This is a genomic window from Acidovorax sp. 107 (assembly GCF_003058055.1).
Taxonomy (GTDB): Bacteria; Pseudomonadota; Gammaproteobacteria; order Burkholderiales; family Burkholderiaceae_C; genus Acidovorax.
This window is the reverse complement of record NZ_QBTZ01000001.1, coordinates 3,286,812-3,307,087: the sequence shown is the minus strand read 5'-3', so window position 1 is coordinate 3,307,087 and position 20,276 is coordinate 3,286,812. Positions and strand designations below refer to the sequence as shown.

Sequence of the window (20,276 nt, the reverse complement as noted above, 5' to 3'; positions counted from 1 at the left end):
AGCAAGGAGAATCAGAGAGCATCCGCGTTTGGCCCCGCTGCGACGCAGCCGGGGGCATCTACCTACTCTGTTTCGTGAGACAAGCCATGACGACCCAGCAACCTTCCATCATCTACACCCTGACCGACGAGGCACCCCGTCTGGCCACGGCTTCCTTCCTGCCCATCATTCGCACGTTTGCGGCACCGGCAGGCATCAACGTGCTGGAGAGCGACATCTCGGTGGCAGCACGCATCCTGGGTGAGTTCTCCGACTACCTGACCGAAGAACAGCGCGTGCCCAACAACCTGGCCGACCTGGGCAAGAAGACGCTGCAGCCCGATGCCAACATCATCAAGCTGCCCAACATCTCCGCATCCGTTTCGCAGCTCAAGGCGGCCATCGCCGAACTGCAGGCCAAGGGCTACGCGCTGCCCGACTACCCGGACCAGCCCAAGGACGACAAGGAAAAGGAACTCAAAGCCCGCTACAGCAAGTGCACTGGCTCGGCCGTGAACCCCGTGCTGCGCGAAGGCAACTCCGACCGCCGCGCGCCCAAGGCCGTGAAGGAATACGCGCGCAAGAACCCGCACAGCATGGCCGAGTGGAGCCAGGCTTCGCGCTCGCATGTGTCGCACATGCACGCCGGCGACTTCTACCACGGCGAAAAGTCCATCACGCTGGACCGCGCCCGTGACGTGAAGATGGAGCTGATCACCAAGAGCGGCAAGGCCATCGTCTTGAAGCCCAAGGTCAGCCTGCTCGACCGCGAAGTGATCGACAGCATGTTCATGAGCAAGAAGGCGCTGCTGGAGTTCTACGAGAAGGAAATCGAAGACGCGCGCAAGACGGGCGTGATGTTCTCGCTGCACGTGAAGGCCACGATGATGAAGGTGTCCCACCCCATCGTGTTCGGCCACTGCGTGCGCATCTTCTACAAGGACGCGTTCGCCAAACACGCCAAGACCTTTGAAGAACTGGGCGTGAACGTGAACAACGGCATGGTGGACCTGTACACCAAGATCGAAACCCTGCCGCAAAGCCAGCGCGACGAGATCAAGCGCGACCTGCACGCCTGCCACGAGCACCGCCCCGAGCTGGCCATGGTGGACTCGGCCAAGGGCATCACCAACTTCCACTCGCCCAACGACATCATCGTGGACGCCTCCATGCCCGCCATGATCCGCAACGGCGGCAAGATGTGGGACGCCAACGGCCGCCTGAAGGACGTGAAGGCCGTGATGCCCGAATCGACCTTCGCCCGCATCTACCAGGAGATCATCAACTTCTGCAAATGGCACGGCGCGTTCGACCCCAAGACCATGGGCACCGTGCCCAACGTGGGCCTGATGGCGCAGCAGGCCGAAGAGTACGGCTCGCACGACAAGACCTTCGAAATCCCTGAAGACGGCGTGGCCAACATCACCGACCTGGCCACGGGCGAAGTGCTGCTGAGCCAGAACGTGGAGCAAGGCGACATCTGGCGCATGTGCCAGGTCAAGGACGCCGCGATCCGCGACTGGGTCAAGCTGGCCGTGAACCGCGCCCGCAACTCCGGCATGCCTGTGGTGTTCTGGCTCGACTCGTACCGTCCGCACGAAGCGCAGCTGATCACCAAGGTCAAGATGTACCTGCACGAGCACAACACCACCGGCCTGGACATCCAGATCATGAGCCAGGTGCGTGCGATGCGCTACACGCTGGAACGCGTGATCCGCGGCCTGGACACCATCAGCGCCACCGGCAACATCCTGCGCGACTACCTGACCGACCTGTTCCCCATCATGGAACTGGGCACCTCGGCCAAGATGCTGTCCATCGTGCCCCTGATGGCCGGTGGCGGCATGTACGAAACCGGGGCGGGCGGCTCGGCCCCCAAGCACGTGCAGCAGCTGGTGGAAGAAAACCACCTGCGCTGGGATTCGCTGGGTGAGTTCCTGGCGCTGGCCGTGTCGCTGGAAGACCTGGGCCTGAAGACCGGCAACGGCAAGGCCAAGGTGTTGGCCCAGACGCTGGACGCCGCCACGGGCAAGCTGCTGGACAACAACAAGAACCCCTCGCCCAAGACCGGCCAGTTGGACAACCGTGGCAGCCAGTTCTACCTGGCCCTGTACTGGGCGCAAGAGCTGGCCGCACAGACGGCCGACGCCGAACTGGCCAAACTGTTCGCTCCACTGGCCAAGCAACTAGCCGACAACGAGCAGACCATCGTTGCCGAGCTGGCCGCCGTGCAGGGCGCGCCCGCCGACATCGGTGGCTACTACCTGCCCGACGTGGCCAAGCTGGACGCCGTGATGCGCCCCAGCAAGACGCTGAACGAAGCCCTCAAGGCCGTGGCGGTCTGATGCAGGCCCCCCGCTGCTGCGGCCCTGCGTCGCAGCAGCATAAAAAAAGGCCCCGCTCTGCGGGGCCTTTTTTTATGGGGCAGCGGGAACCGCCACAGAAAACAACCTACGGCCGTTCGCGGTCGGCCACGCGGGTGTTCAGCGCAGCCGGTGCATAGCCGGGCAGAAAGGCGCAGCCCTTGCCAAACAGGGCCTCCATGCCAGCGCACTGCCGCGCAATGCCCTCGGGCGTGGGCTTATCGCCCTTGTCCACCCAGCGCAGCAGCGCGGTCATCAGCGTGGGATAGGTGGGGTCGCTCAGGTAGCTGTGGGTGTTGTGCTGGGTGAAGGTCTGCACCAGGCGGTCCGCGCTGCCGCCTTGTGCCATGGTGGCCCGGAAGGCCGCGTCCAGCTCGACAAAGGCCGTGGGGTCGTCCACGCCCTTGACGGTGAGCACGGGCACGGGGATGCGGCCGGTCAGGTCCGTGTCTTGCGCGAAGCGGGCCACGGCAGCGGGGTCGGCACGGTAGCGCAGCACGGCGGCGTTCAGGGCGGCATCGTCGGGCGAGCCCCGGTACTGCACACCCCGGTTGCCAAACGGACTGGCGCCGCCCGTGCGGTGCTGCACCACGTCGCGGAAGTGGAAGGTGGCCCAGTTCATGTGGCCCTGGATGGAGCTGGCCGGGATGCGGATCACATCCACGATGGTTTTGACTTTGCGCTGTTGCTCGGGCGTGCGCTCGGCAGCGGGCTTGTTCAGCGCCAGGCATTCGTTCACGCGCGCGGCCAGGTCCGCCTGCGTCATCGCCGCATCGGCAGGCAGGCCGATGTTCAGCGGGTACTGCGCCTCGTTGGGCCGGGGGTGGTTGTTGCACAGGTACTGGTAGACCACGCGCAGGTCGGTGCGGAAGTCGTACGAGCGTGTGCCGCCCGCCAGCACGCCGCTGGTGAGCAGCACGGCGTCGTAGGGGCGCTTGCCGTCGGCCGTGGTCTGGAACATCTCGGCCCCCTTGGACGCCACGCTGGCGCCCCAGGACTGGCCGTGCAGGATGGTGCGCTGCGGCTGGGCCACATGGCGCACGAAGATCTGGCGCAGCCGCTCGGTGTCCTCGGCGGCGGCACGCACCTCCACGCCGCCCTGGCGGAAGGTGCTGCCCGCCCACGCGTACCCCGCGCGGACCATGATGGCCCAGCGCTCCAGGTCTTCCACCGACCGCTCCATCTTCGGCGCGCCCAGGGCCGGGCCGCCGTGGGCGTGCAGCACCAGGTGGCCGTTCCACTGCTGCGGCAGGGCGATCAGGTAGTAGGCGCCAGCACTGTCCCGGCCTGCCAGGCAGCGCGCCAAGTGCGCGAGCTCCGCAGGGCATGTGCTGGCATGGGGCGCCGCCTCGGGCGTTGCGGGTCCTTGCACCGGCGCAGGCGGCGCAGCACCCGCGCAGCCCCAAAGGCTGGCACATAAGGGCAGGGCCAGCGCCAAGGCCAGCCCCCGGGCAACCAGGCGGGCGCGGAGCGGGCTGCCGGGGGGATATCGCAGGGTGTGAGGCATGGTACGGGCGAGTAAAAAAGAAAAGGCAAAGTGCGTACCGGCACATCGTAGGGGCGCCGGAGATATGCCGGCTTCGGGCCAACCCGCAGACGATGCCCAGGGGGCGATCTTTTCGGTGCTGGACCTTCTGTCGGCAGCACGCGGGGAAGATGCTACTGAGAGACATTGCAGATGTATATCGCGCTGCGCCGCCGCGTGCGCTGTGTAAGCCCTCTTTCCTGGGGCTACGCAGAAGAAGCCGCCTTCGCCACAGCTTGGCGAAACTGCGCTACCCAGGGCCGGGGGTCATCCGCGCGCCACACCAGATGCACGCTCACGCGCAAGTCCAGCCACGGCAGCTCGCGCAGGAGCACGTCCCGTGGTGCATGGGCGGTACCCAGGCTGGCCTGCACTACGGCCAGTCCCAGGCCGGCCCCCACCAGTTGCAGCGCGGACTGCGGGTCTGAGGTTTCGTACACGATGTCGGGTGTGAACCCGGCGCGCTGGCAGCCCGCCAGCAGCGCGGGGCGGATGGTATCCACCGGCTGGCGGGCCACGGCAATCCAGGGGCGCTCGTGCAGCTGCGCGGGCTGCAGGTGCCGCACCTTGCGCAGCGGGTCGTCCGGAGGCAGGGCCAGAACCAGGGGTTCATCCACTACTTGGGCGCTGTGCAGCCCGGATGCCTCGGGCGGGGCCCGGTAGGTCAACCCGAGGTCCAGCGTGTGCTGGTGCAGGCGCTCGAACTGCACGCCCGAGCCCAGCCCCTGCAGAGACAGCGCCACCCCAGGGTGCGCGCGCCGGAACCGGCGCAGCGCAGGGCCCAGCACGTTGGCCTGCATCGCCCCTTCCACGTAGCCCACCGCCAGATGCCCGGCCCCCCCGGCGCCGAGGCGGCGTCCGAATGCCTCCACGCGCTGGGCGTTGGCCATCAGCACGCGCGCCTCGGCCAGAAAGTCGCGTCCCTCCTGCGTGAGGTGGAGGCGCTTCTTGCTGCGTTCGAACAGCGGCACACCCAGCTGCGCTTCCAGCTGCTGAATCTGCCGGCTCAGCGGCGACTGCGAGATGTGCAGCAGCTCAGCCGCACGGCCCACGTTTTCGGTTTCGGCGACGGCAATGAAGTAACGCAGCTGGCGCAGTTCAAACATGGCGGGTTCAGTCCTTTCAGGTCTGAACTGTCTCACATTCCGTCTTGGACAGGCGCGGCGCGTTTGCGGATGCTTGGGGCCTGGACACCGCGCTCACGCTGCCGGCCGTTCCGGGCCCCGCGCCACCGCTTTTCAACGATCTCTTCCCAACCAGGCATTCCATGCAGATTCTCCATCTCGACTCCAGCATCCTCGCCGACAGCTCCGCGTCGCGCGCACTCAGCCAGGCCATCGTGGCCGGGCTGCTGCGTCAGCACCCCACAGCGACCGTGAACTACCGCGATCTCGTCGCGGAAGCTATTCCACACCTGGACGGCGCCATCGCTGCGGGCTTTCGGCCCATCACGCCACCCGCCCACGCGGCCACGGCCGTCGAGCACGCGCGTTCGCAAACGCTCGTGGCCGAACTGCTGGCCAGCGACATCCTCGTCATCGGCGCACCGATGTACAACTTCTCGGTGGCCAGCCAGCTGAAGGCGTGGATCGACCGTGTGGTGCAGCCGGGTCGCACGTTCCAGTACACCGCGCAGGGTCCGGTGGGCCTGGCCACAGGCAAACGGGTGTTCATTGCATCAAGCCGCGGCGGCCTGTATTCGAGTGGCGCGCTGGCGCCCCTGGATTTCCAGGAAAGCTATCTGCGCGCCGTCCTGGCGTTCATCGGCATCACCGACGTGCAGGTAGTCCGGGCCGAGAACCTCTCCCGCGGCCCCGAGGCGCGGGAAACGTCCATGCGAGGGGCCTACGCCGCAGTGGCCGATCTGTCGCCAGATTCCGCCCCAGCGCACTGAACGCAGCACCGCTACAGCCATTTTTCGATCCACAGGAGAACCCCATGCTTTACCTTGTCACCTTGCGCTACATCCGCCCCGTTGAAGAAGTCCACGCGCACCTGGACACCCACCGCGACTGGCTGGTGGAACACACTCGCGCTGGCCGCATCCTGGTGGCGGGTCCGCTGGAGGACCGGACAGGGGGCCTGGTGCTGGCGCGCAGCGAGAACCGCGAGACACTGGACCAGATGCTTGCGCAGGATTCCTTTGCCCAGCGCCGCCTGGTGGAGCACGCTGTGCTCGGCTTTGGCGCAGCCCTGCGCGCCGGGGTTTTTCCGGCTGACTGGGCCCCCGAGGCCAAGGTGGTGGCGTGATGCGCGCATCAGCCATGCCGGGGGCATCCCGGCTCAAACGCTGGCCTGCATCGCTGCTGGTCATGCTGGCGACCAGTTGTGTGGTGCCGCAGTCAGCCGCCGGGCCCGGTCCCGCTGTGCCTGGCGTGCGCAACATCGTGCTGGTGCATGGCGCTTTTGCCGACGGATCGAGCTGGGGGCCCGTGATAGAGCGGCTGCAGCGCAAGGGCTATCACGTCACGGCGGTGCAGAACCCGCTGACCTCGCTCGCGGAGCGATGTGGCGGCCACACGCCGCGTGCTGGCTCGGCAGACGGGCGACACCCTTCTCGTCGGCCACTCATGGGCTGGCGCCGTCATTACCGAAGCCGGCATGGCCGACAACGTCCGCGGCCTGGTGTATCTCTCTGCCCTGGTACCCGACGCAGGTGAATCGGTCACCGACCTGCTCGCCAGGCTGCAAGCCCCCATGGACGGGCTCGCGCCCGATGCGCAGGGGCTGGTCTGGCTGGACGATCCCGAGGTCTACCGGCATGTCATGGCCGCCGACGTGCCCACAGCCCGGGCCGCACAGCTGGCGGCTGTGCAGCAGCCGATCTCGGCCCGCGCATTTGGCGACAGGCTGGGTGCCACAGCCTGGCGTCACAAGCCCAGTTGGTACCTCGTCACGGAGAACGACCAGGCCTTACCGCCTGCGGCACAGCGCGCCATGGCGCAAGGCATCGGCGCCACAGTGGCCACCGTGCGCTCCAGCCACATGTCGCTGGTAAGCCACCCGCAGGCCGTGGTGGCACTCATCGAGCGGGCGGCGTCGGGCAGGCGATAGAAAGCGCTGAAAGGCTATGCCTGCAGGGCAGGGTGTGGGTCTCTTTGGGCGCGAGCGGTTCCGGTGGATGGATGCGGCACCACAATGGTTCAGCAACCACGGAGCCGCCTATGCAGCATCAAATCTTGCCCATGTAGTCGCGCTTGCCCAGCTCCACGCCGTTGTGGCGCGCGATGGCGTAGGTCGCGTTCACATGGAAGAAGAACTGCGGCAGGCCGTAGTGCAGCAGGTAGTGTTCGCCCACAAACTGCTTCTCGCGCGGCGTGCCGGGCTGGATGGTGATCTGGCGCGTGGCGGCCTCGGCAAACGCGGCCTGCGGCAGGCCTTCGATGAACGCCAGCACGGTGCTGATGCGCTCGTTCAGGTCGGCAAAACCGGGGCGCTCGGCGTCGGGCAGCGAAGGCACCTCCACACCGGCCAGGCGCGCGGCCACGCCCTTGGCAAAATCGCAGGCGATCAGCACCTGGCGGGCCATGGGGAACATGTCGGGGAACAGGCGGGCCTGCAGCAGCGCGTCCGGCTCGATCTTGCGGGCCGTGGCATGGGCCTCGGTCTTGGCCAGGATATCCTGGAGCGAGCCCAGCATCTGGCGAAAGACGGGAATGCTGGCGTTGTACATGGGGGTCGTCATGGGCGGTGTCCTGGAAGTGTGTTGAAAGAAAACAAAGGGCGCCGCTCTGGGCCCTGCCAACCAGGGCCCCGGCGCCACCGACAAGGATTGCAACACAGGCCCGCGCGGCGTGCTGGGCGCCGTACAGAGCCCCCCCGCCGTGGGCCCTTCAGGCCGCTGCAGGCACGGGCCTCGTAGCCCGTGCTGCCACGCCCACACCCACCAGCGCCGCCGACACCACGCTCAGGCCCAGAGTCAGGGCCGAGCCAAAGAAGATGCCGGCCGTCATGCCGTGGTCCAGCATGGCGCCGAACACCGGGGCCGCCAGGCAAAAGCCCAAGTCCAGCCCCGAATACACCGTGCCATACACGCGGCCCGTGGCGCCAGGAGGGGCAGCGCGCTTGATCAGCATGTCGCGCGAGGGGCCGGCCAGGCCTGTGCCCAGCCCTGCCACCGAGGCCACCACCAGCGCCGCCATGCCCGGCAGCAGCCCGGAGGCCACCACCACCAGCAGCGCGGCCGAGCCCAGCAGGCACACGGAGATGATCTTCTCCAGCCGCTGCACACGGCCCACCAAAAAACCGCCCACCAGCATGCCCGCCGCACCGCACAGCATGTAGCCCGTGACCACCATGGCCGTCACGCTCAGCGGCAGGCCGTACATGGACTGCAGCGCCGGGCTGGCAAAGCTCTGGATGGCGCTCAGTGCGCAGGTGCTCCAGAAGAAGAACGAGAAACACAGCCACACCGAGGGCAGCTTGAGGAAGGCCATGGGGTGCTCGGGCTGGGCCGCCGCTGCGCCGCCCTTGGCCTGGTGCGCCCAGGCGCCCTTACGGTCGTCAATCGCATCGCGGTTCCAGACCATGATGGCCAGCACCGTGAGGGCCAGCAGGCCGCCGCACAGGCAGGCCGTGCGCCATGAGCCTGTGGCCGTGGCAATGCCCGCCATGAACACCGGCGCCGTCGCCCAGCCCAGGTTACCGCTGATGCCGTGCACCGAAAAACCATGCCCCAGGCGCTGTGGCGACACGCGTTTGTTCAGAATCGTGAAGTCCACCGGGTGGAACGGCGCATTGCCCAGCCCGGCCAAAGCCGCCGCCAGCAGCAGGCCCGTGTAGCCCTGCGCCGTGCCCGCCGCCAGGCCCGCGGCCGCAAAACTCGACAGCGCAAAAAACATCACCGGCCGCGCGCCCACGCGATCCACCAGGAAGCCCGACAGCGCCTGCCCCACGCCCGAGATCACGAAGAACACCGACACCAGCAGACCCAGCTCGGAATAGCTGAAGCCGAACTCCCCGATCAGCCACGGAAACAGCGGCGGCAGCAGCATGTGAAAGAAGTGCGAGCTGCCGTGGGCCAGGCCGATGAGGCCGATGGTGCGGGCGTCCTGCCGCAAGGGGACGGGGTTGGCAGTGGTGGCGGTAGCGCCGGAGGTGGAAGCAGTCATGGTCTCGATCTTAGGCAGCATGGCCTCGGCAGGTTTACGATAGGCAGACAACTTCTATCGCAAACATGCCAAACCCGCCCACTGAACTCGCCGCGCCCGCCGAACCGGGGGGGGAACACTTTGCGGCCCAGGCCGTGTCCCGTGCGCCCGGTGGCAAGCCGCGCGGCATGTCGTACGTGGACTCGCTCACGCCCGAGCTGTTTGTGCCCACCGCCGCCCGCCCGGTGCGCGCCAAGCTGCGCTGGCTGGCCGCCGACACGCAGGTCATGCCCCACAGCCACCCCTGGGCGCAGGTGGCGATATCGACCACGGGCGTGATCCGGCTCACGGTGAACCACGGCACCTACATCGTGCCCCCTTCGCGCGCGCTGTGGATTCCGCCCGGCGTGAAACACGCCGTGACCATGGTGGAAGACGCCGACCTGCGCACGCTGTACTTCCACCAGCCCCGGGGCCGCTGCGGCCCCGGCGTGCCACGCGACCAGGAAGACGCCTGGCGCCAGTGCCGCGTGCTGGAGGTGTCCGACCTGCTGCGCGCCCTGGTGCGCGAGATGCCCACCACGCCCGACGGCGGCCCCGCGATCAGCCCCGCCGACCTGCGGCGCGAACAGCATTTGAGCGCCCTGGTGCGCGACCAACTGGCCCGCGCCGCCGCCGTGAAGCTGGGCGTGGACCTGCCCCAGGACAAGCGCCTGCGCCACCTGTGCGAAGCCGTGCTGGCCGACCCCACACGCCACGACACCCTGGCCGACTGGGCGCAGGACACGGGCGCCAGCCCCCGCACCGTGGCACGCCTGTTCCGCTCCGAGCTGGGCAGCACCTTCACCCAATGGCGCCAGCAGGTGATCCTGGCCAAGGCCGTGTCGCTGGCCGCCGGCCGCATGCCCATGGGCCAGATCGCCGCCGAGCTGGGCTACAGCGCCAGCGCCTTCAGCGCCATGGTGCGCAAGTCGGTGGGGCAGCCGCCAGGGCGGTTTTTGGGGCAGCAGCAGCCGGCGGCCGTGGTCCCGTAACCCCGTGCGGTGCGTGCAGCCGGGGCTGCCGGGCGTTACGGCATGGCCTCGCCGCACAGGGCATTAGCCAGGGTGTGCAGGCGCTCTGTGACCCTATCTGCCTGCTATTGCCCTTGTGCGCTAGAACCATATGCCCGAATAGCCATAAAAAAGTGAGCAACCAGATATCCCGATGACTGCAGCGCGCCGCGACTGCCGCTAAGGTGTCTGCCTGTTCGCCCCACCCTGCCGAGCCCCATGACCACCCCACAGCCCTCACGCACCGTCCACAGCTACGAACCCCGCCAGGGCCACGGCCTGCCGCACGACCCGTTCAATGCCATCGTGGGGCCGCGCCCCATTGGCTGGATCTCCACACAAAGCGCCACAGGCGCCACCAACCTGGCGCCCTACAGCTTCTTCAACGCTTTCAACTACGTGCCGCCCATCGTGGGCTTTGCCAGCATTGGCTACAAAGACACGGTGCGCAACGTGCAGGCCACGGGCGAGTTCGTGTGGAACCTGGCGACACGCGACCTGGCCGAGGTGATGAACCAGAGCTGCGCCGCCGTGCCGCCCGAGGTCAGCGAGTTCGACCTGACCGGCCTCACCCCCCTGCCCTCCACCCGCGTGCGCCCGCCACGCGTGGCCGAAAGCCCGGTCACCTTTGAATGCCGCAGCACGCAGATCCTGCAGCTGCAGGGGGTGGACGGAGCCCAAGTGGACACCTGGCTGGTGCTGGGCGAGGTGGTGGCCGTGCACATCGACACCGCCCTGCTGAAAGACGGCGTATACGACACGGCGAATGCAGGCCACATCCTGCGCGGCGGCGGCCCGGCCGACTATTTCACGGTGGGGCCGGAGCAGTTGTTCAGGATGTACCGGCCCCGGTGAGCTCCGGGCGCTCAGCGCTGCAGCGGCGCACACAGCCCGCTCCGGGGTGCACGTGCCCACTGTTCCAGCCAGGCCCATACCTGCTGCAGACCGTCCCTCCGAGGTTCACCGTTCGCCGCAGGCTGCTGCAGACCATGGTCTGCGCCCTCCATGCGGCGCGCACACCACCCGGCGGGTGAACGCGGAGCCGCCCGTTGCGCAAACCGTTCGTAGGCCTGCGCAGGCACCAGAGCATCGTCCCCGCCCCACACCTGCAACACCGGCCAGGGGCCGTCGATGAGCGGCTGCGCCACGGGCCAGTGCCACAGGTCGCGCCAGTAACCCAGGCTGCGCCCTTGCACCACCACGCTGTCATGCGGGGCACCCGCCACCAGCTGCTCCAGCGCGGCCCAGTCGCCTTCTGCGCCCACGCGGCGGGCCTGCAGTGCCCCAGCCTCCTGCGGGTCCAGGCCGCTGGCGCCAACGAGCACCAACCCGGCCAGGTGCGGCACCTCAGGGGCGAGCGCGGGCAGCAGCTCGGCCCCTTCAGAGATGCCCACCAGCAGCTGCGGCACGGCTGGCTGGCCCTGGAGCTGCTGAGCATCCGCGCGCAGCGCGGCACGTGCCTGCGCAAGCCAGGTGGAATGGCGGTCTTGCAGCACAAACCGGTGGGGGCAGTCGGCAGGCTTCGTCTGTGACCGGGGGTCTACCCCCGGCTTGTGCAGCACCAGCACCTGTGCGTGCAGCAGGCCGGCGAAGTATCGGTTCGCGATGGGCCCCATGCCTGCGCAGCCCGAGCCGGGGATGACGATCACGCGGTAGCGCAGCGGCGCAGTGCGCTCCGCGCGCTGCAGGGTCTGGAGCACGGCGTCGCCCACGCCCGGCAAGACCCCCAGGATGAACCCTGCACCCGGCGCCGGGCCCTGTTCGACGGCGGGCACCACAAGGTCCGGCTGTGCCGCAGTAGCGCCCTCAGGCACATGCGGGGCCGAGCAACCAGCCAGCGCCATGGCCAGGGTGGCAGACGCAAAAAAGGCCAGCACAGGGCTGGCCTTGGAGAGGGTCCGCACCGCACAGGCCTTCGCCCGCCAGGGCTGCTGGTGCACGGCGGTGCGCATTGCGGCTTACTTGAGAATCAGCACCTGCTCGGGCTGCTGGGGCTGCGGCACGGGCATGGGTTGGCCGCCCTGCTGGTACACCACGGGCGGGCGCACGCCGCGCGCCAGGTTGGCGTCGGTGTAGCCCAGCTGCATGGCAAGCTGCTGGTACACGTCCTGCGCCAGCGACAGCGAGGTTTCACGCATCACCTTGGCCCGGTTGGGGGGTGCAATGTCGCCACGGATCGACAGGATCTTGGTGTCGTTGCCTTCGCCCTGGGCCGAGAACGCTGCCTTGATCTCGTAGGTCTTGGTGTTGATGAGCGAGAAGTCAGTCAGCAACTGCAGGCCGTACTGGCGCGTGGCGCTGGTGGTGCCTTGCAGGGGCGAGAGCGCATCGGTGAACTCGATGCTGGACACCACGCCGAACAGCACGTAGTCGGCGCCGTTGAACTCACCCTTCTTGATGCGGGTGATCACATCGTTGACCTGGGGCTGTGCTTGCGGGGTAGCCATCTTGCCGCCCTGCACCTGGTTGAGCACCTGCTCGGCCTTGCTCGGCTGGGGCTTGCCGGCGTCAAAGCCCTTGCCCTGCACCAGGCGGAAGTATGTGCCCTGCAGGATGGCGCCCTTGATGTCGTTGGTGTAGCCGCCCAGCTCGCGCTGTTCGATGTAGCTGTAGCGCCCGGCCACATACGTGCCGCTGGCCTGCTCGGACGCCTGCATGGACTGCTGACCCGAGTACGAGCCCCCACCGCCGTACATGCCGTGGCTGTAGCCACCGCCCTGGCTGCCCTGGGCGCTCATCTGGCTGCTGCGCTGGTAGGTGCCCGCCATGAAGTACTCGGACACACGCTGGGCGTAGGCCAGGTCGGTCACGGCGATGCGGGGGGCGGCGCCGGGCTGCTGCGCCTGCGCGCCGGTGCCCCAGGCCAGCGTGGTGGCCGCGATCACGGCCAGGGCCGTGTGGAGGGTGATTCTGCGTTGCATGGTGTGCTCCTTGTGAGCTAACGGAAAGTCATGAATTCATCGAGCGATGTGGCTCCGGCACCGACATCCTTCGAAACTGGCGCGGCCCAGGCCAGCGGCCGCCGTGCAAGGGCCGCCCCGCCGCACTGGCGGCGTCCCCCTTCCCGGCGAAGCCGAGAGAAGGGGGAAGGCGCGCAGCGCCTCAGGGGGATGTCACCGCTTACTTGTCTTTCTGATTTCTTTCTCGTCCTGCCATTCGATCGTGCCTTCCTGCACATCAAACAGCTTGAGCGTGAACTTGTAGTACACGTCCTTGGTGGCGTTGTTCTGCTTGACGATGCTGGTGAGCTCGCCTTCCATGCTGTACTTGGCGGCCGTCATCTGGCCCACCTTGGCAGTGGTGCCCTGCTTGTACAGGCCGCTCTGATTCTGGCGCTGCAGCTCGTCCACGCCCGCTTGCATCTCGTTGATGGAACGCACGAAGCGCACCTTGCCCGACTTGACCAGCGCGGTCTGGATCGAGTTCATCACGTTGGTGGTGTCGATGTATTCGCTGGTCTTGTTCTTCACGGTGGAGATCGTCACCGTGGGGCGGCCCTGGAAGATGCCGGTTTCGAGCAGACCGCCTGTCATCTTCTCGGCAATCATCTGCAGGTCGGTGGAGCCGAATTCGTTGGTCACCAGCTCGACAGCCTTGGCGTCACCGTAGTTGACCTGGCGGTCAAAACGCACGGTGGGCGAAGACAGGTTCTGGCAGGCCGACAGGGCCAGGGTGCTGGCCGCAAAGGCCAGGATCAGCGCGCTGCGCTGGATGCGGTTCTTGGTTGTCATGGTTTTACTCCTCACTCAAACAGGGATTGGTGCGGCGCGTCAGCGCGGCTCCACATTCATTTCAAGGCGCAGGTCCACGGCGGCACTGGTGGGGGCCACGCTCTTGACGGTCTGCTGGCCCAGGCCGAGCACGCTCATCTGCTTCCAGGATTCGCCGTCGCCCACCTGGTTGCCCACGTTGTCCAGCCACTTGAAGCGGTAGAACACGGTGCGGTCGGTGCGGCCCATGTTGGCCATGTCGGCCTGCACGACCAGGATGTCGTTCTTGCGCACGATGCGCATCTCGCGCACGGCGATGCTGTTGGCTTCGCCGCGCAATGCGACCTTGGAAGCCACAGCCAACGGCGTGGCCGGGTCGTGCAGCTGGGCGCTGGCGCTGCCAGCCAGGGTCATCAGGGCCGCGCACAGCGCTGCGGGGACAACAAAACGGTTTCTCATGCCGGAGGCTCCTTCAATGGGGTCAGAAACAGGGGGTCAGTTCTTGGCGGCCGCGGCGGGCTGGGCGGCCGTGGGCTTGACGGTGGACGACGGCACGGTACGGGCGCGGTTGTTGTTGGTGGTGCGCACCGGAGCAGCGGCGGCTGCTGCGGGAGCAGGCTGCGGCGCAGCGGCCACCGTGGGCAGCTGGCCCAGCATGGCCACGTCGCCGGTCAGCACGCTGTTGTCATACATGCGCAGGGGCACCAGGGCGTACTGGCCGTCGATCTTGATCGGCTGAGGCAACTGGCGGCCATTGATGGTGACGGTGTGCTCACCAGGAGGCAGGTAGCCACGGGCCACATACACGCGGCCGGGCAACATGCGCCACAGGCGGTCATCGGCCTGCTCGGTAGCCACCGAGGCAGCGGCACCAATCAGGCCGCCGATCAGGCCGCCACGCTTTTGCAGCTCGTTCTGCAGCACGCCCTTGGCCACGGCCCGGGTGAAGCCGCGCAGCACCATGCCGGGCATTTCGTCCTTGAGCGCCCGGCGCGCCATCACGTTCACGTCCACCACTTTTTCCAGTTTGAGGTCGGTGCCGGCGGCCGAGACCACCGTCAGGGGCGCGTCCTTGGAGGGCTCGATGACGGGGTAGGAGATGCTGGCGGTGACCAGACCACGGCCCGTGGGCACGGGAATGGTGAAGGCCTTGGGCTTGCGTGCGGGCGCGTCACCGGCTTCGACGATGAAGAGCACATCGGTCATGCGCTGGCGGCGCTTCCAGGTAAAGCCCGTGCGGTTGTCCAGGCCGCGCAGGCCTTCTTCGAGCACGGGAGTGTCTGGCTTGAGCTCGATGGCCTTGCGGTAACCGGGCGCGGCCAGGCCGGGCTCATTGAGCATTTCGTACAGGAAGCCCGCCAGGTAGTGGCTCAGGGCGTTGGAGTAGCCGTTCTTGAGGGCCAGCACCTCGGGGTCATTGAGGGTCTCCACGGGGTAGCCGTTGAGCTCTTTGCCGCCCGATGTAGCGCCCTTGGACTTGGCTTCTTCTTCGGCTGCCAGGGTCTCCTTGGAGCGGAACTCGGCAATGATGGCTTCGCGCTCGTGCGTGCGCTTGATGTCCACACGGGCGTTTTCAAAATCGCCCACGGCCATGCGGTTGAGCGCCAGCCGCGTGGTCAGCCACACCTTTTCATAGTCCTGGCCTTCGTAGACCTTCAGGCGCTCGCTCACCAAGGCTGCGCCCACGGTGCCCATGAGCTTGCTGGGGTTGGTCTTGGCGGTTTCTTCCCATTCCTTGACCTTGTTGTCGGCCAGCAGGAAGGCGTTGGTGCTGTCGGGGTAGCGGCGGTCCATGCGCAGCAGTTCGCCGCGTTCCATGTTGTAGAGCAGCGCCGTTTTTTCTTCTTCGGTCTTGGCCGTGCTCTCCAGGCTGGCCAGCGCGGCGGGGATGCCGCCACTGCGCCCGGCGGTTTGCATGTCGGTGGCCAGCTTGTCGTGGCTCTGCATGGTGGCGCAACCGGTGAGGGCTGCGCTCAGCGCCAGTGCCCACAGCAGGCGCGGACGGAAACGGGATGGGTGGGCGGTCATGGATGCTCCTTGCAGATCGGTCAATTGCTCACCAGAAACGCCCCGCGCTCCCCACGCACGGCCACGCAGCGGCCACCCTGGGGGCTGCGCGCTGCGAATACGGCGTGCGTGGTGGAAATCCGGTCAAGGCGGGTGCTGTCAGCGCGTGCGCCCCCTCCCGGTGCGAATACGTGCTGTGCGCGGCCCCCCTGTGGCTGTGAGTTTCTTGGTTGTTGTGTATGGGGTTGTAGCCAGCCGCGCAATGTAGCAAAAGGTTGTGTCTTTTCTGTAACGGTGTGTGGGGCCCGCAACACACATGAACACGCGGACCAGCGTCCTTGTTGCTTGCATCGCATGGTCAGACCTCCCCACGCAAACGCGGCATGCGGTACAGCCACACCACCCGCCCGCCAGGGGCGCGCAGCTGGGCGCTGGGCAGCCAGCCAGGCACCGCAAACTCCAGGCTCACCAGCCACGCACCCGGGGCCAGCTCGGCCTGGGCCTTGGCGGCCGCGCGGGCCATGCTCTCGGGCCGCTGGAACAGGTACACCATCTGGTAGGCGCTCCAGTCGGCCTTCCACATGTCGGCACGCCGCACCTGGGCCCAGGGGCAGCGCAACCCACACAGCAGGCGCAGCGGCCAGCTCCACTCCAGCCCGTCGAGCTGGGCGGCGGGGTAGGCATGGCGCAGGGCGTGGAGGCCGTCGCCCAGGCCACAGCCCGCATCGAGCACGCGCGCATCCAAAGGCAGCGGTGCCTGCACCGCCAGAGACTGCAGCGCATGGCGCGGCGTGGGGAACAGCGGCGCATCGCGCCACGCATTGAGCGGATAGACCAGCAACAACAGCGACAGCGGCACCAGCCATGCCCAGGTGGGCAGGCTGGCCGCCCCCAGCAACGCCAGCGACAACGGGAACCCGGCGGCAATCAGCCCGCGCCGCCACCAGCTGTCGCCCAGCACACTGGCAGCCGTGCCCAGCAGGCAGGCCACCAGCAAGGCGGCCACCGGCGGAACCGCGCGCTGCAGCGCCACGAAGATCAACCACGCGCACGCCCACGCCGCCAGTGCGGGAAGGGGCCAGGGCATGCGCAGGGCGAGCATGGTTCCGTTCTCAGCGGCCAAAAATGCCGCGCAGCAGATTGACGGGGTTGACCACGTTGCCGGCGTCCGTGCCGCCGTCGCCCGCCGGCGGCTGGCCTGCAGGCGCACCGCCCATGCCGCTGGAATAGGCGCCTGTGCCGCCCAACGGTGCGCCGGGTGCCGCGCCCATGCCGCCACGGCGCCCCTGCATCTCCTCGCCCAGCATGGCCATGGTGTGCGACTTCACTCGCACGCGCACGGCCCATTCGGGCTCCCAAGCGGCCTTGGGGTCGGCCGGGCGGGGTGGGTACACGATGTGGCTTTCGCCACCATAGGCCATCATGCGCAGCATGGGCGTGGCATCGCGCCCGCCGCCCGCAAAGATGCCCTGGGGGATGGCGCACTGCGTGGTCTCGGTCTGCAGCAGCACGCGCTCCTTGAGCCAGCGGTCGATGGTGGCGGGCGAGAGGTAGTCGAACAGGCCCATGCCGGTGTCGGGCGTCTCGGCGCTGGACCACATGATGAGGTCGTCGCCGCTTTGCGACATGGCGTGCAGGTAGTAGGCGCGCGCATTGCGCACCGGCTGCCAGCTGGTGCCCATGCTGTCCTGCGGCTTGCCAGTGGTGCGCAGGTCAATGGCGGGCATCAGGTCCTGCGCCGCGCCCAGCGTGAACTTCATCGACGCGGGCACGCCGTCGCCACGCACCTGATGGTCGCCCACCACCGAGCTGTCCCGCGACAGGCTGACCTGGTTGCGCTCGTTGGGATACAGCGCATAGGCCGGGCCCACACGCGGCCCCCGGTCGGGCACGGCACGGCCTGCAAAGGCCTGGGCGTAGTCGGAGGGCTTGGCACGCGCGAGGTCGATGACGCGGGGCTGGCCCGGACGCACCGCACTACCGCAGCCCCAGTACAGCAGGATGCGGCCCTTGGGCTGCTGTTGCTGGTACTCACGCGGCACTTCGCCCGGCTCGGTCTGGGTGGGTTGGGCACGCGGCGGGATCAGCGGCAGGGACTCGCCCATGCGCATGCCCGGCGGGATGGACTGGCTGGCCTCGACGCCGGGGCGCAGGCTGTTGTGCAAGGCGATATCGATGACCCGCGGCGGCATGATGGACATGGCGCGTGCGTTGCCGTACGACGTGTTGCTGCCGCCCCCCATACCCGCCGCAGCGCCGCCGCCCATGCCCCCCATGAGACCGCCAAGCATGCCGCCGCCACCGGGCAGGCTGTCCATCTCGGGCATGCCGGCCATGGTGCCGGTGGACAGGTCCATCCACAGCTGCACCTTGGGGGCCTTGGTGTTTTGGGCCTGGGCGCCCAGGCTGGCAATGCACAGGCCGGCGGCCAGGCAGGCGGGGGTCAGGTAGCGCAAAGGGGTCTTCGTCATCGGGTCTGCTCCAGGAGATACATGGATCACCCGGCAAACCATCGTGGGCCGCAAAGCGGCTTCGTCGCCGCCCAGTGAAGAGGCCTTGCGGTCAACCCGGGTGTGTTGAACGCAGCGCAGTGTAGGCCCCGCAAGGACGCATTTTGCCCCTGCAAGTTACTTGTGGAAACCGTTTATGTGCGCTATTTCACGCCATCTTGCGCGGCGACAGGCCGCGCCAGCGCGGAACGATCCGTCAGCCGCGCAGGCGGTCGATCAGCCCGTTCAAAGCTTCCAGTGACCCGAACTGGATCGCCAGCTCGCCCATGTCTTCCACCCGGCCGTGGCGCTTGACGCGTTTTTTCACGCGCACCTCGACCTCGGCCATGAGGAGGTCCGAGAGTTCTTCTTCCACGCGCTTCAAGTCGCGCGACTTTTCCTTCTGGGGCTTTTGCGGCACCAGGCTGAACTCGGCGCCGATCTTTTTGACCAAGGCCTCGGCCTCGCGCACCGACAGCTTCTTGGCCGCGATCTGGTTGCCGGCCGTGATCTGTGCGGCGCGGTCCAGCGACAGCAGCGCACGCGCATGGCCCATGTCGATATCGCCCGCCATCAGCATGGTCTGCACCGGCTCGGCCAGGTTCAAGAGGCGCAGCAGGTTGCTGGCGGCGCTGCGCGAGCGGCCCACGGCCTGCGCGGCCAGCTCGTGCGTCAGGCCAAACTCCTTGACCAGGCGCTGCAGGCCCTGGGCTTCTTCCAGGGGGTTGAGGTCTTCGCGCTGGATGTTTTCGATGAGCGCCATGGCAGCGGCTGACTCGTCGGGCACATCGCGCACCAGCACCGGCACCTCGGCCAAGCCTGCCAGGCGTGAGGCCCGAAAGCGCCGCTCGCCCGCAATGATTTCGTATTTGCCCGCGTGCTCACCGCCCGTGAGGCGCCGAACCAGGATGGGCTGCATGACGCCCTGGACCTTGATGGACTCGGCCAGCTCGTACAGCGCGCCCTCGTCCATGCGCGTGCGCGGCTGGTACACACCCGGCACCAGCTCGGACAACGGCAGGCTGCTGGGCAGGCCCGCTTCGGCGGCCTGGGCCTGCTCCACTTTGTCTTCGACCTTGGGGCCCAGCAGGGCTTCCAGGCCTCGGCCGAGGCCCTTGGGTTTTTTGGTGACCATGAAATGCGTCTCGCGAAAGGAAAAAGGAAAGGGGGAAGAATCAGCGGTCGATGATGACCAGCGTGCCGTGGCTGCCGGGCGCCACGGCGTGGGGCACGCCTGCCGGGACGATGAACACCTCGCCCGCGTTCACCTCGGTGACCTGCCCTTGCAGGTCCAGGCGCATGCAGCCGTCCGGCACCAACAGCGCTTCGTCAAAGTCGTGCGACTCGTCGGGGTAGGCCGCGTCGTCCATGCGCAGCACCTTGAGGTTGGCGCCCGCAGCACGACCCACTACCGTGGAGTTCCAGGCGCGGGGCAGTTGATCGGCAATGGCGGCGAGAGAGATTTTGGACATGGCTCGGAAACAGGCCGTTGTGCGGCTTACGCCGTGGCAAGCTGCATCAGCCAGCCCCGCCCCTCGTCCCAGTCGCCCAGCCCGGATTCGGCATTGATGTGCCCGCGCTCGCCGTAGTCGACAAAACGCGCTCCCCAGGCCTCGCCCAGGCCCTGGGCGCGCTCGAAGCTGCAATACGGGTCGCTGCGGCTGCCCACCAGCATGGTGGGGAAAGGCAGAGGCTGGCGCGCGATGGGCGCCCAGCCGTGGATCTGCGCTGCCAGGTCCGGCCGCTCCACATCGCCCGGCGCTACCAGCAGCGCGCCGCGCACCTTGGCCGCGTGGCGGGTGTGCGCCGCCCACCAGGTCGTGAGGATGCAGCCCAGGCTGTGCGCCGCCAACACCACCGGGCCGTCGGCATCGGCCACGGTCTCTTCCAGGCGGGCCGACCAATCGCCGCGCAGCGGGCGCATCCAGTCGTGCTGCTCCACGCGCTGGTAGCCGTGCGCGGCCTCCCAGCGGCTTTGCCAGTGGTCGGGGCCGGAGTTCTGCCAACCAGGCAGCAGCAGGATGTTGGAGGCCTTCATTACTATCGAATTTATAGCTATCA

Annotated in this window: 20 protein-coding genes; 6 read left to right on the top strand and 14 right to left on the bottom strand. The window is 67.7% G+C overall.

The window, feature by feature from the left end:
• Positions 1 to 86: 86 nt before the first annotated feature.
• Positions 87 to 2,324 (top strand): NADP-dependent isocitrate dehydrogenase, encoded by a 2,238-nt coding sequence (locus C8C99_RS15390; RefSeq protein WP_108626207.1) that lies wholly within the window; start codon positions 87 to 89, stop codon positions 2,322 to 2,324.
• 106 nt (positions 2,325 to 2,430) lie between these two features.
• Here the strand turns inward: C8C99_RS15390 and C8C99_RS15385 are convergent, their stop codons facing one another.
• A complete protein-coding gene (locus tag C8C99_RS15385) occupies positions 2,431 to 3,849 on the bottom strand; it encodes a hypothetical protein (RefSeq protein WP_369867465.1) in 1,419 nt (472 codons plus the stop codon).
• 224 nt (positions 3,850 to 4,073) lie between these two features.
• Positions 4,074 to 4,973 (bottom strand): LysR substrate-binding domain-containing protein, encoded by a 900-nt coding sequence (locus tag C8C99_RS15380; RefSeq protein WP_108626206.1) that lies wholly within the window; start codon positions 4,971 to 4,973, stop codon positions 4,074 to 4,076.
• A gap of 161 nt (positions 4,974 to 5,134) precedes the next feature.
• Here C8C99_RS15380 and C8C99_RS15375 point away from each other — a divergent pair, with 161 nt between their 5' ends.
• From C8C99_RS15375 to C8C99_RS15365, 3 genes are all read left to right on the top strand, one after another.
• Entirely contained in the window at positions 5,135 to 5,761 is a 627-nt protein-coding gene (locus C8C99_RS15375; protein WP_108626205.1) for an FMN-dependent NADH-azoreductase, read from the top strand.
• A gap of 44 nt (positions 5,762 to 5,805) precedes the next feature.
• Positions 5,806 to 6,117 (top strand): YciI family protein, encoded by a 312-nt coding sequence (locus C8C99_RS15370; RefSeq protein WP_108626204.1) that lies wholly within the window; start codon positions 5,806 to 5,808, stop codon positions 6,115 to 6,117.
• Between the two features lie 258 nt (positions 6,118 to 6,375).
• A complete protein-coding gene (locus C8C99_RS15365; RefSeq protein ID WP_233247239.1) occupies positions 6,376 to 6,921 on the top strand; it encodes an alpha/beta hydrolase in 546 nt (181 codons plus the stop codon).
• A 118-nt stretch (positions 6,922 to 7,039) separates the two neighbouring features.
• On the opposite strand, the gene C8C99_RS15360 is transcribed toward C8C99_RS15365, so the two are convergent.
• A complete protein-coding gene (locus tag C8C99_RS15360; protein WP_108626203.1) occupies positions 7,040 to 7,552 on the bottom strand; it encodes a DUF1993 family protein in 513 nt (170 codons plus the stop codon).
• A gap of 148 nt (positions 7,553 to 7,700) precedes the next feature.
• Positions 7,701 to 8,978: an MFS transporter gene (locus C8C99_RS15355; RefSeq protein ID WP_108627191.1), complete on the bottom strand. Its 1,278-nt coding sequence runs from the start codon at positions 8,976 to 8,978 to the stop codon at positions 7,701 to 7,703.
• Between the two features lie 65 nt (positions 8,979 to 9,043).
• Between C8C99_RS15355 and C8C99_RS15350 the strand changes: the two genes are divergently transcribed.
• Both C8C99_RS15350 and C8C99_RS15345 read left to right on the top strand, forming a co-directional pair.
• A complete protein-coding gene (locus C8C99_RS15350) occupies positions 9,044 to 9,991 on the top strand; it encodes a helix-turn-helix domain-containing protein (protein ID WP_199226422.1) in 948 nt (315 codons plus the stop codon).
• Positions 9,992 to 10,228: 237 nt separating this feature from the next.
• Positions 10,229 to 10,864: a flavin reductase family protein gene (locus C8C99_RS15345; protein WP_108626202.1), complete on the top strand. Its 636-nt coding sequence runs from the start codon at positions 10,229 to 10,231 to the stop codon at positions 10,862 to 10,864.
• A gap of 11 nt (positions 10,865 to 10,875) precedes the next feature.
• Here the strand turns inward: C8C99_RS15345 and C8C99_RS15340 are convergent, their stop codons facing one another.
• From C8C99_RS15340 to C8C99_RS15295, 10 genes are all read right to left on the bottom strand, one after another.
• Positions 10,876 to 11,961 (bottom strand): alpha/beta hydrolase, encoded by a 1,086-nt coding sequence (locus tag C8C99_RS15340; RefSeq protein WP_108626201.1) that lies wholly within the window; start codon positions 11,959 to 11,961, stop codon positions 10,876 to 10,878.
• Positions 11,962 to 11,967: 6 nt separating this feature from the next.
• Positions 11,968 to 12,930, bottom strand: coding sequence for a hypothetical protein (locus C8C99_RS15335; RefSeq protein WP_108626200.1), 963 nt, complete (start codon positions 12,928 to 12,930; stop codon positions 11,968 to 11,970).
• A gap of 192 nt (positions 12,931 to 13,122) precedes the next feature.
• Positions 13,123 to 13,740 carry a penicillin-binding protein activator LpoB gene (lpoB, locus tag C8C99_RS15330; protein ID WP_056643504.1) on the bottom strand — a complete coding sequence of 206 codons (618 nt, stop codon included), beginning with the start codon at positions 13,738 to 13,740 and terminating at the stop codon, positions 13,123 to 13,125.
• Positions 13,741 to 13,779: 39 nt separating this feature from the next.
• Positions 13,780 to 14,178, bottom strand: coding sequence for a YcfL family protein (locus C8C99_RS15325; RefSeq protein WP_108626199.1), 399 nt, complete (start codon positions 14,176 to 14,178; stop codon positions 13,780 to 13,782).
• Between the two features lie 36 nt (positions 14,179 to 14,214).
• Positions 14,215 to 15,747, bottom strand: a complete 1,533-nt coding sequence (locus tag C8C99_RS15320) for a COG3014 family protein (protein WP_108626198.1) — start codon at positions 15,745 to 15,747, stop codon at positions 14,215 to 14,217.
• A gap of 337 nt (positions 15,748 to 16,084) precedes the next feature.
• Entirely contained in the window at positions 16,085 to 16,828 is a 744-nt protein-coding gene (locus C8C99_RS15315; protein WP_108626197.1) for a methyltransferase type 12, read from the bottom strand.
• Positions 16,829 to 16,838: 10 nt separating this feature from the next.
• A complete protein-coding gene (locus tag C8C99_RS15310; RefSeq protein ID WP_108626196.1) occupies positions 16,839 to 18,197 on the bottom strand; it encodes a hypothetical protein in 1,359 nt (452 codons plus the stop codon).
• 235 nt (positions 18,198 to 18,432) lie between these two features.
• The gene (locus C8C99_RS15305) at positions 18,433 to 19,350 is read right to left on the bottom strand and encodes a ParB/RepB/Spo0J family partition protein (RefSeq protein ID WP_108626195.1); all 918 of its coding nucleotides are present in this window, start codon (positions 19,348 to 19,350) and stop codon (positions 18,433 to 18,435) included.
• Positions 19,351 to 19,390: 40 nt separating this feature from the next.
• Positions 19,391 to 19,687: a cupin domain-containing protein gene (locus tag C8C99_RS15300; RefSeq protein WP_108626194.1), complete on the bottom strand. Its 297-nt coding sequence runs from the start codon at positions 19,685 to 19,687 to the stop codon at positions 19,391 to 19,393.
• Between the two features lie 26 nt (positions 19,688 to 19,713).
• Positions 19,714 to 20,253, bottom strand: coding sequence for an alpha/beta hydrolase (locus C8C99_RS15295; RefSeq protein WP_108626193.1), 540 nt, complete (start codon positions 20,251 to 20,253; stop codon positions 19,714 to 19,716).
• Between the last annotated feature and the right edge of the window lie 23 nt (positions 20,254 to 20,276).

Coding starts and splice junctions, on each gene's coding strand:
- C8C99_RS15390 (WP_108626207.1), top strand. CDS start 87: ATGACGACCCAGCAACCTTCCATCATCTACACCCTGACCGACGAGGCA.
- C8C99_RS15385 (WP_369867465.1), bottom strand. CDS start 3,849: ATGCCTCACACCCTGCGATATCCCCCCGGCAGCCCGCTCCGCGCCCGC.
- C8C99_RS15380 (WP_108626206.1), bottom strand. CDS start 4,973: ATGTTTGAACTGCGCCAGCTGCGTTACTTCATTGCCGTCGCCGAAACC.
- C8C99_RS15375 (WP_108626205.1), top strand. CDS start 5,135: ATGCAGATTCTCCATCTCGACTCCAGCATCCTCGCCGACAGCTCCGCG.
- C8C99_RS15370 (WP_108626204.1), top strand. CDS start 5,806: ATGCTTTACCTTGTCACCTTGCGCTACATCCGCCCCGTTGAAGAAGTC.
- C8C99_RS15360 (WP_108626203.1), bottom strand. CDS start 7,552: ATGACGACCCCCATGTACAACGCCAGCATTCCCGTCTTTCGCCAGATG.
- C8C99_RS15355 (WP_108627191.1), bottom strand. CDS start 8,978: ATGACTGCTTCCACCTCCGGCGCTACCGCCACCACTGCCAACCCCGTC.
- C8C99_RS15350 (WP_199226422.1), top strand. CDS start 9,044: ATGCCAAACCCGCCCACTGAACTCGCCGCGCCCGCCGAACCGGGGGGG.
- C8C99_RS15345 (WP_108626202.1), top strand. CDS start 10,229: ATGACCACCCCACAGCCCTCACGCACCGTCCACAGCTACGAACCCCGC.
- C8C99_RS15340 (WP_108626201.1), bottom strand. CDS start 11,961: ATGCGCACCGCCGTGCACCAGCAGCCCTGGCGGGCGAAGGCCTGTGCG.
- C8C99_RS15335 (WP_108626200.1), bottom strand. CDS start 12,930: ATGCAACGCAGAATCACCCTCCACACGGCCCTGGCCGTGATCGCGGCC.
- lpoB (WP_056643504.1), bottom strand. CDS start 13,740: ATGACAACCAAGAACCGCATCCAGCGCAGCGCGCTGATCCTGGCCTTT.
- C8C99_RS15325 (WP_108626199.1), bottom strand. CDS start 14,178: ATGAGAAACCGTTTTGTTGTCCCCGCAGCGCTGTGCGCGGCCCTGATG.
- C8C99_RS15320 (WP_108626198.1), bottom strand. CDS start 15,747: ATGACCGCCCACCCATCCCGTTTCCGTCCGCGCCTGCTGTGGGCACTG.
- C8C99_RS15315 (WP_108626197.1), bottom strand. CDS start 16,828: ATGCTCGCCCTGCGCATGCCCTGGCCCCTTCCCGCACTGGCGGCGTGG.
- C8C99_RS15310 (WP_108626196.1), bottom strand. CDS start 18,197: ATGACGAAGACCCCTTTGCGCTACCTGACCCCCGCCTGCCTGGCCGCC.
- C8C99_RS15305 (WP_108626195.1), bottom strand. CDS start 19,350: ATGGTCACCAAAAAACCCAAGGGCCTCGGCCGAGGCCTGGAAGCCCTG.
- C8C99_RS15300 (WP_108626194.1), bottom strand. CDS start 19,687: ATGTCCAAAATCTCTCTCGCCGCCATTGCCGATCAACTGCCCCGCGCC.
- C8C99_RS15295 (WP_108626193.1), bottom strand. CDS start 20,253: ATGAAGGCCTCCAACATCCTGCTGCTGCCTGGTTGGCAGAACTCCGGC.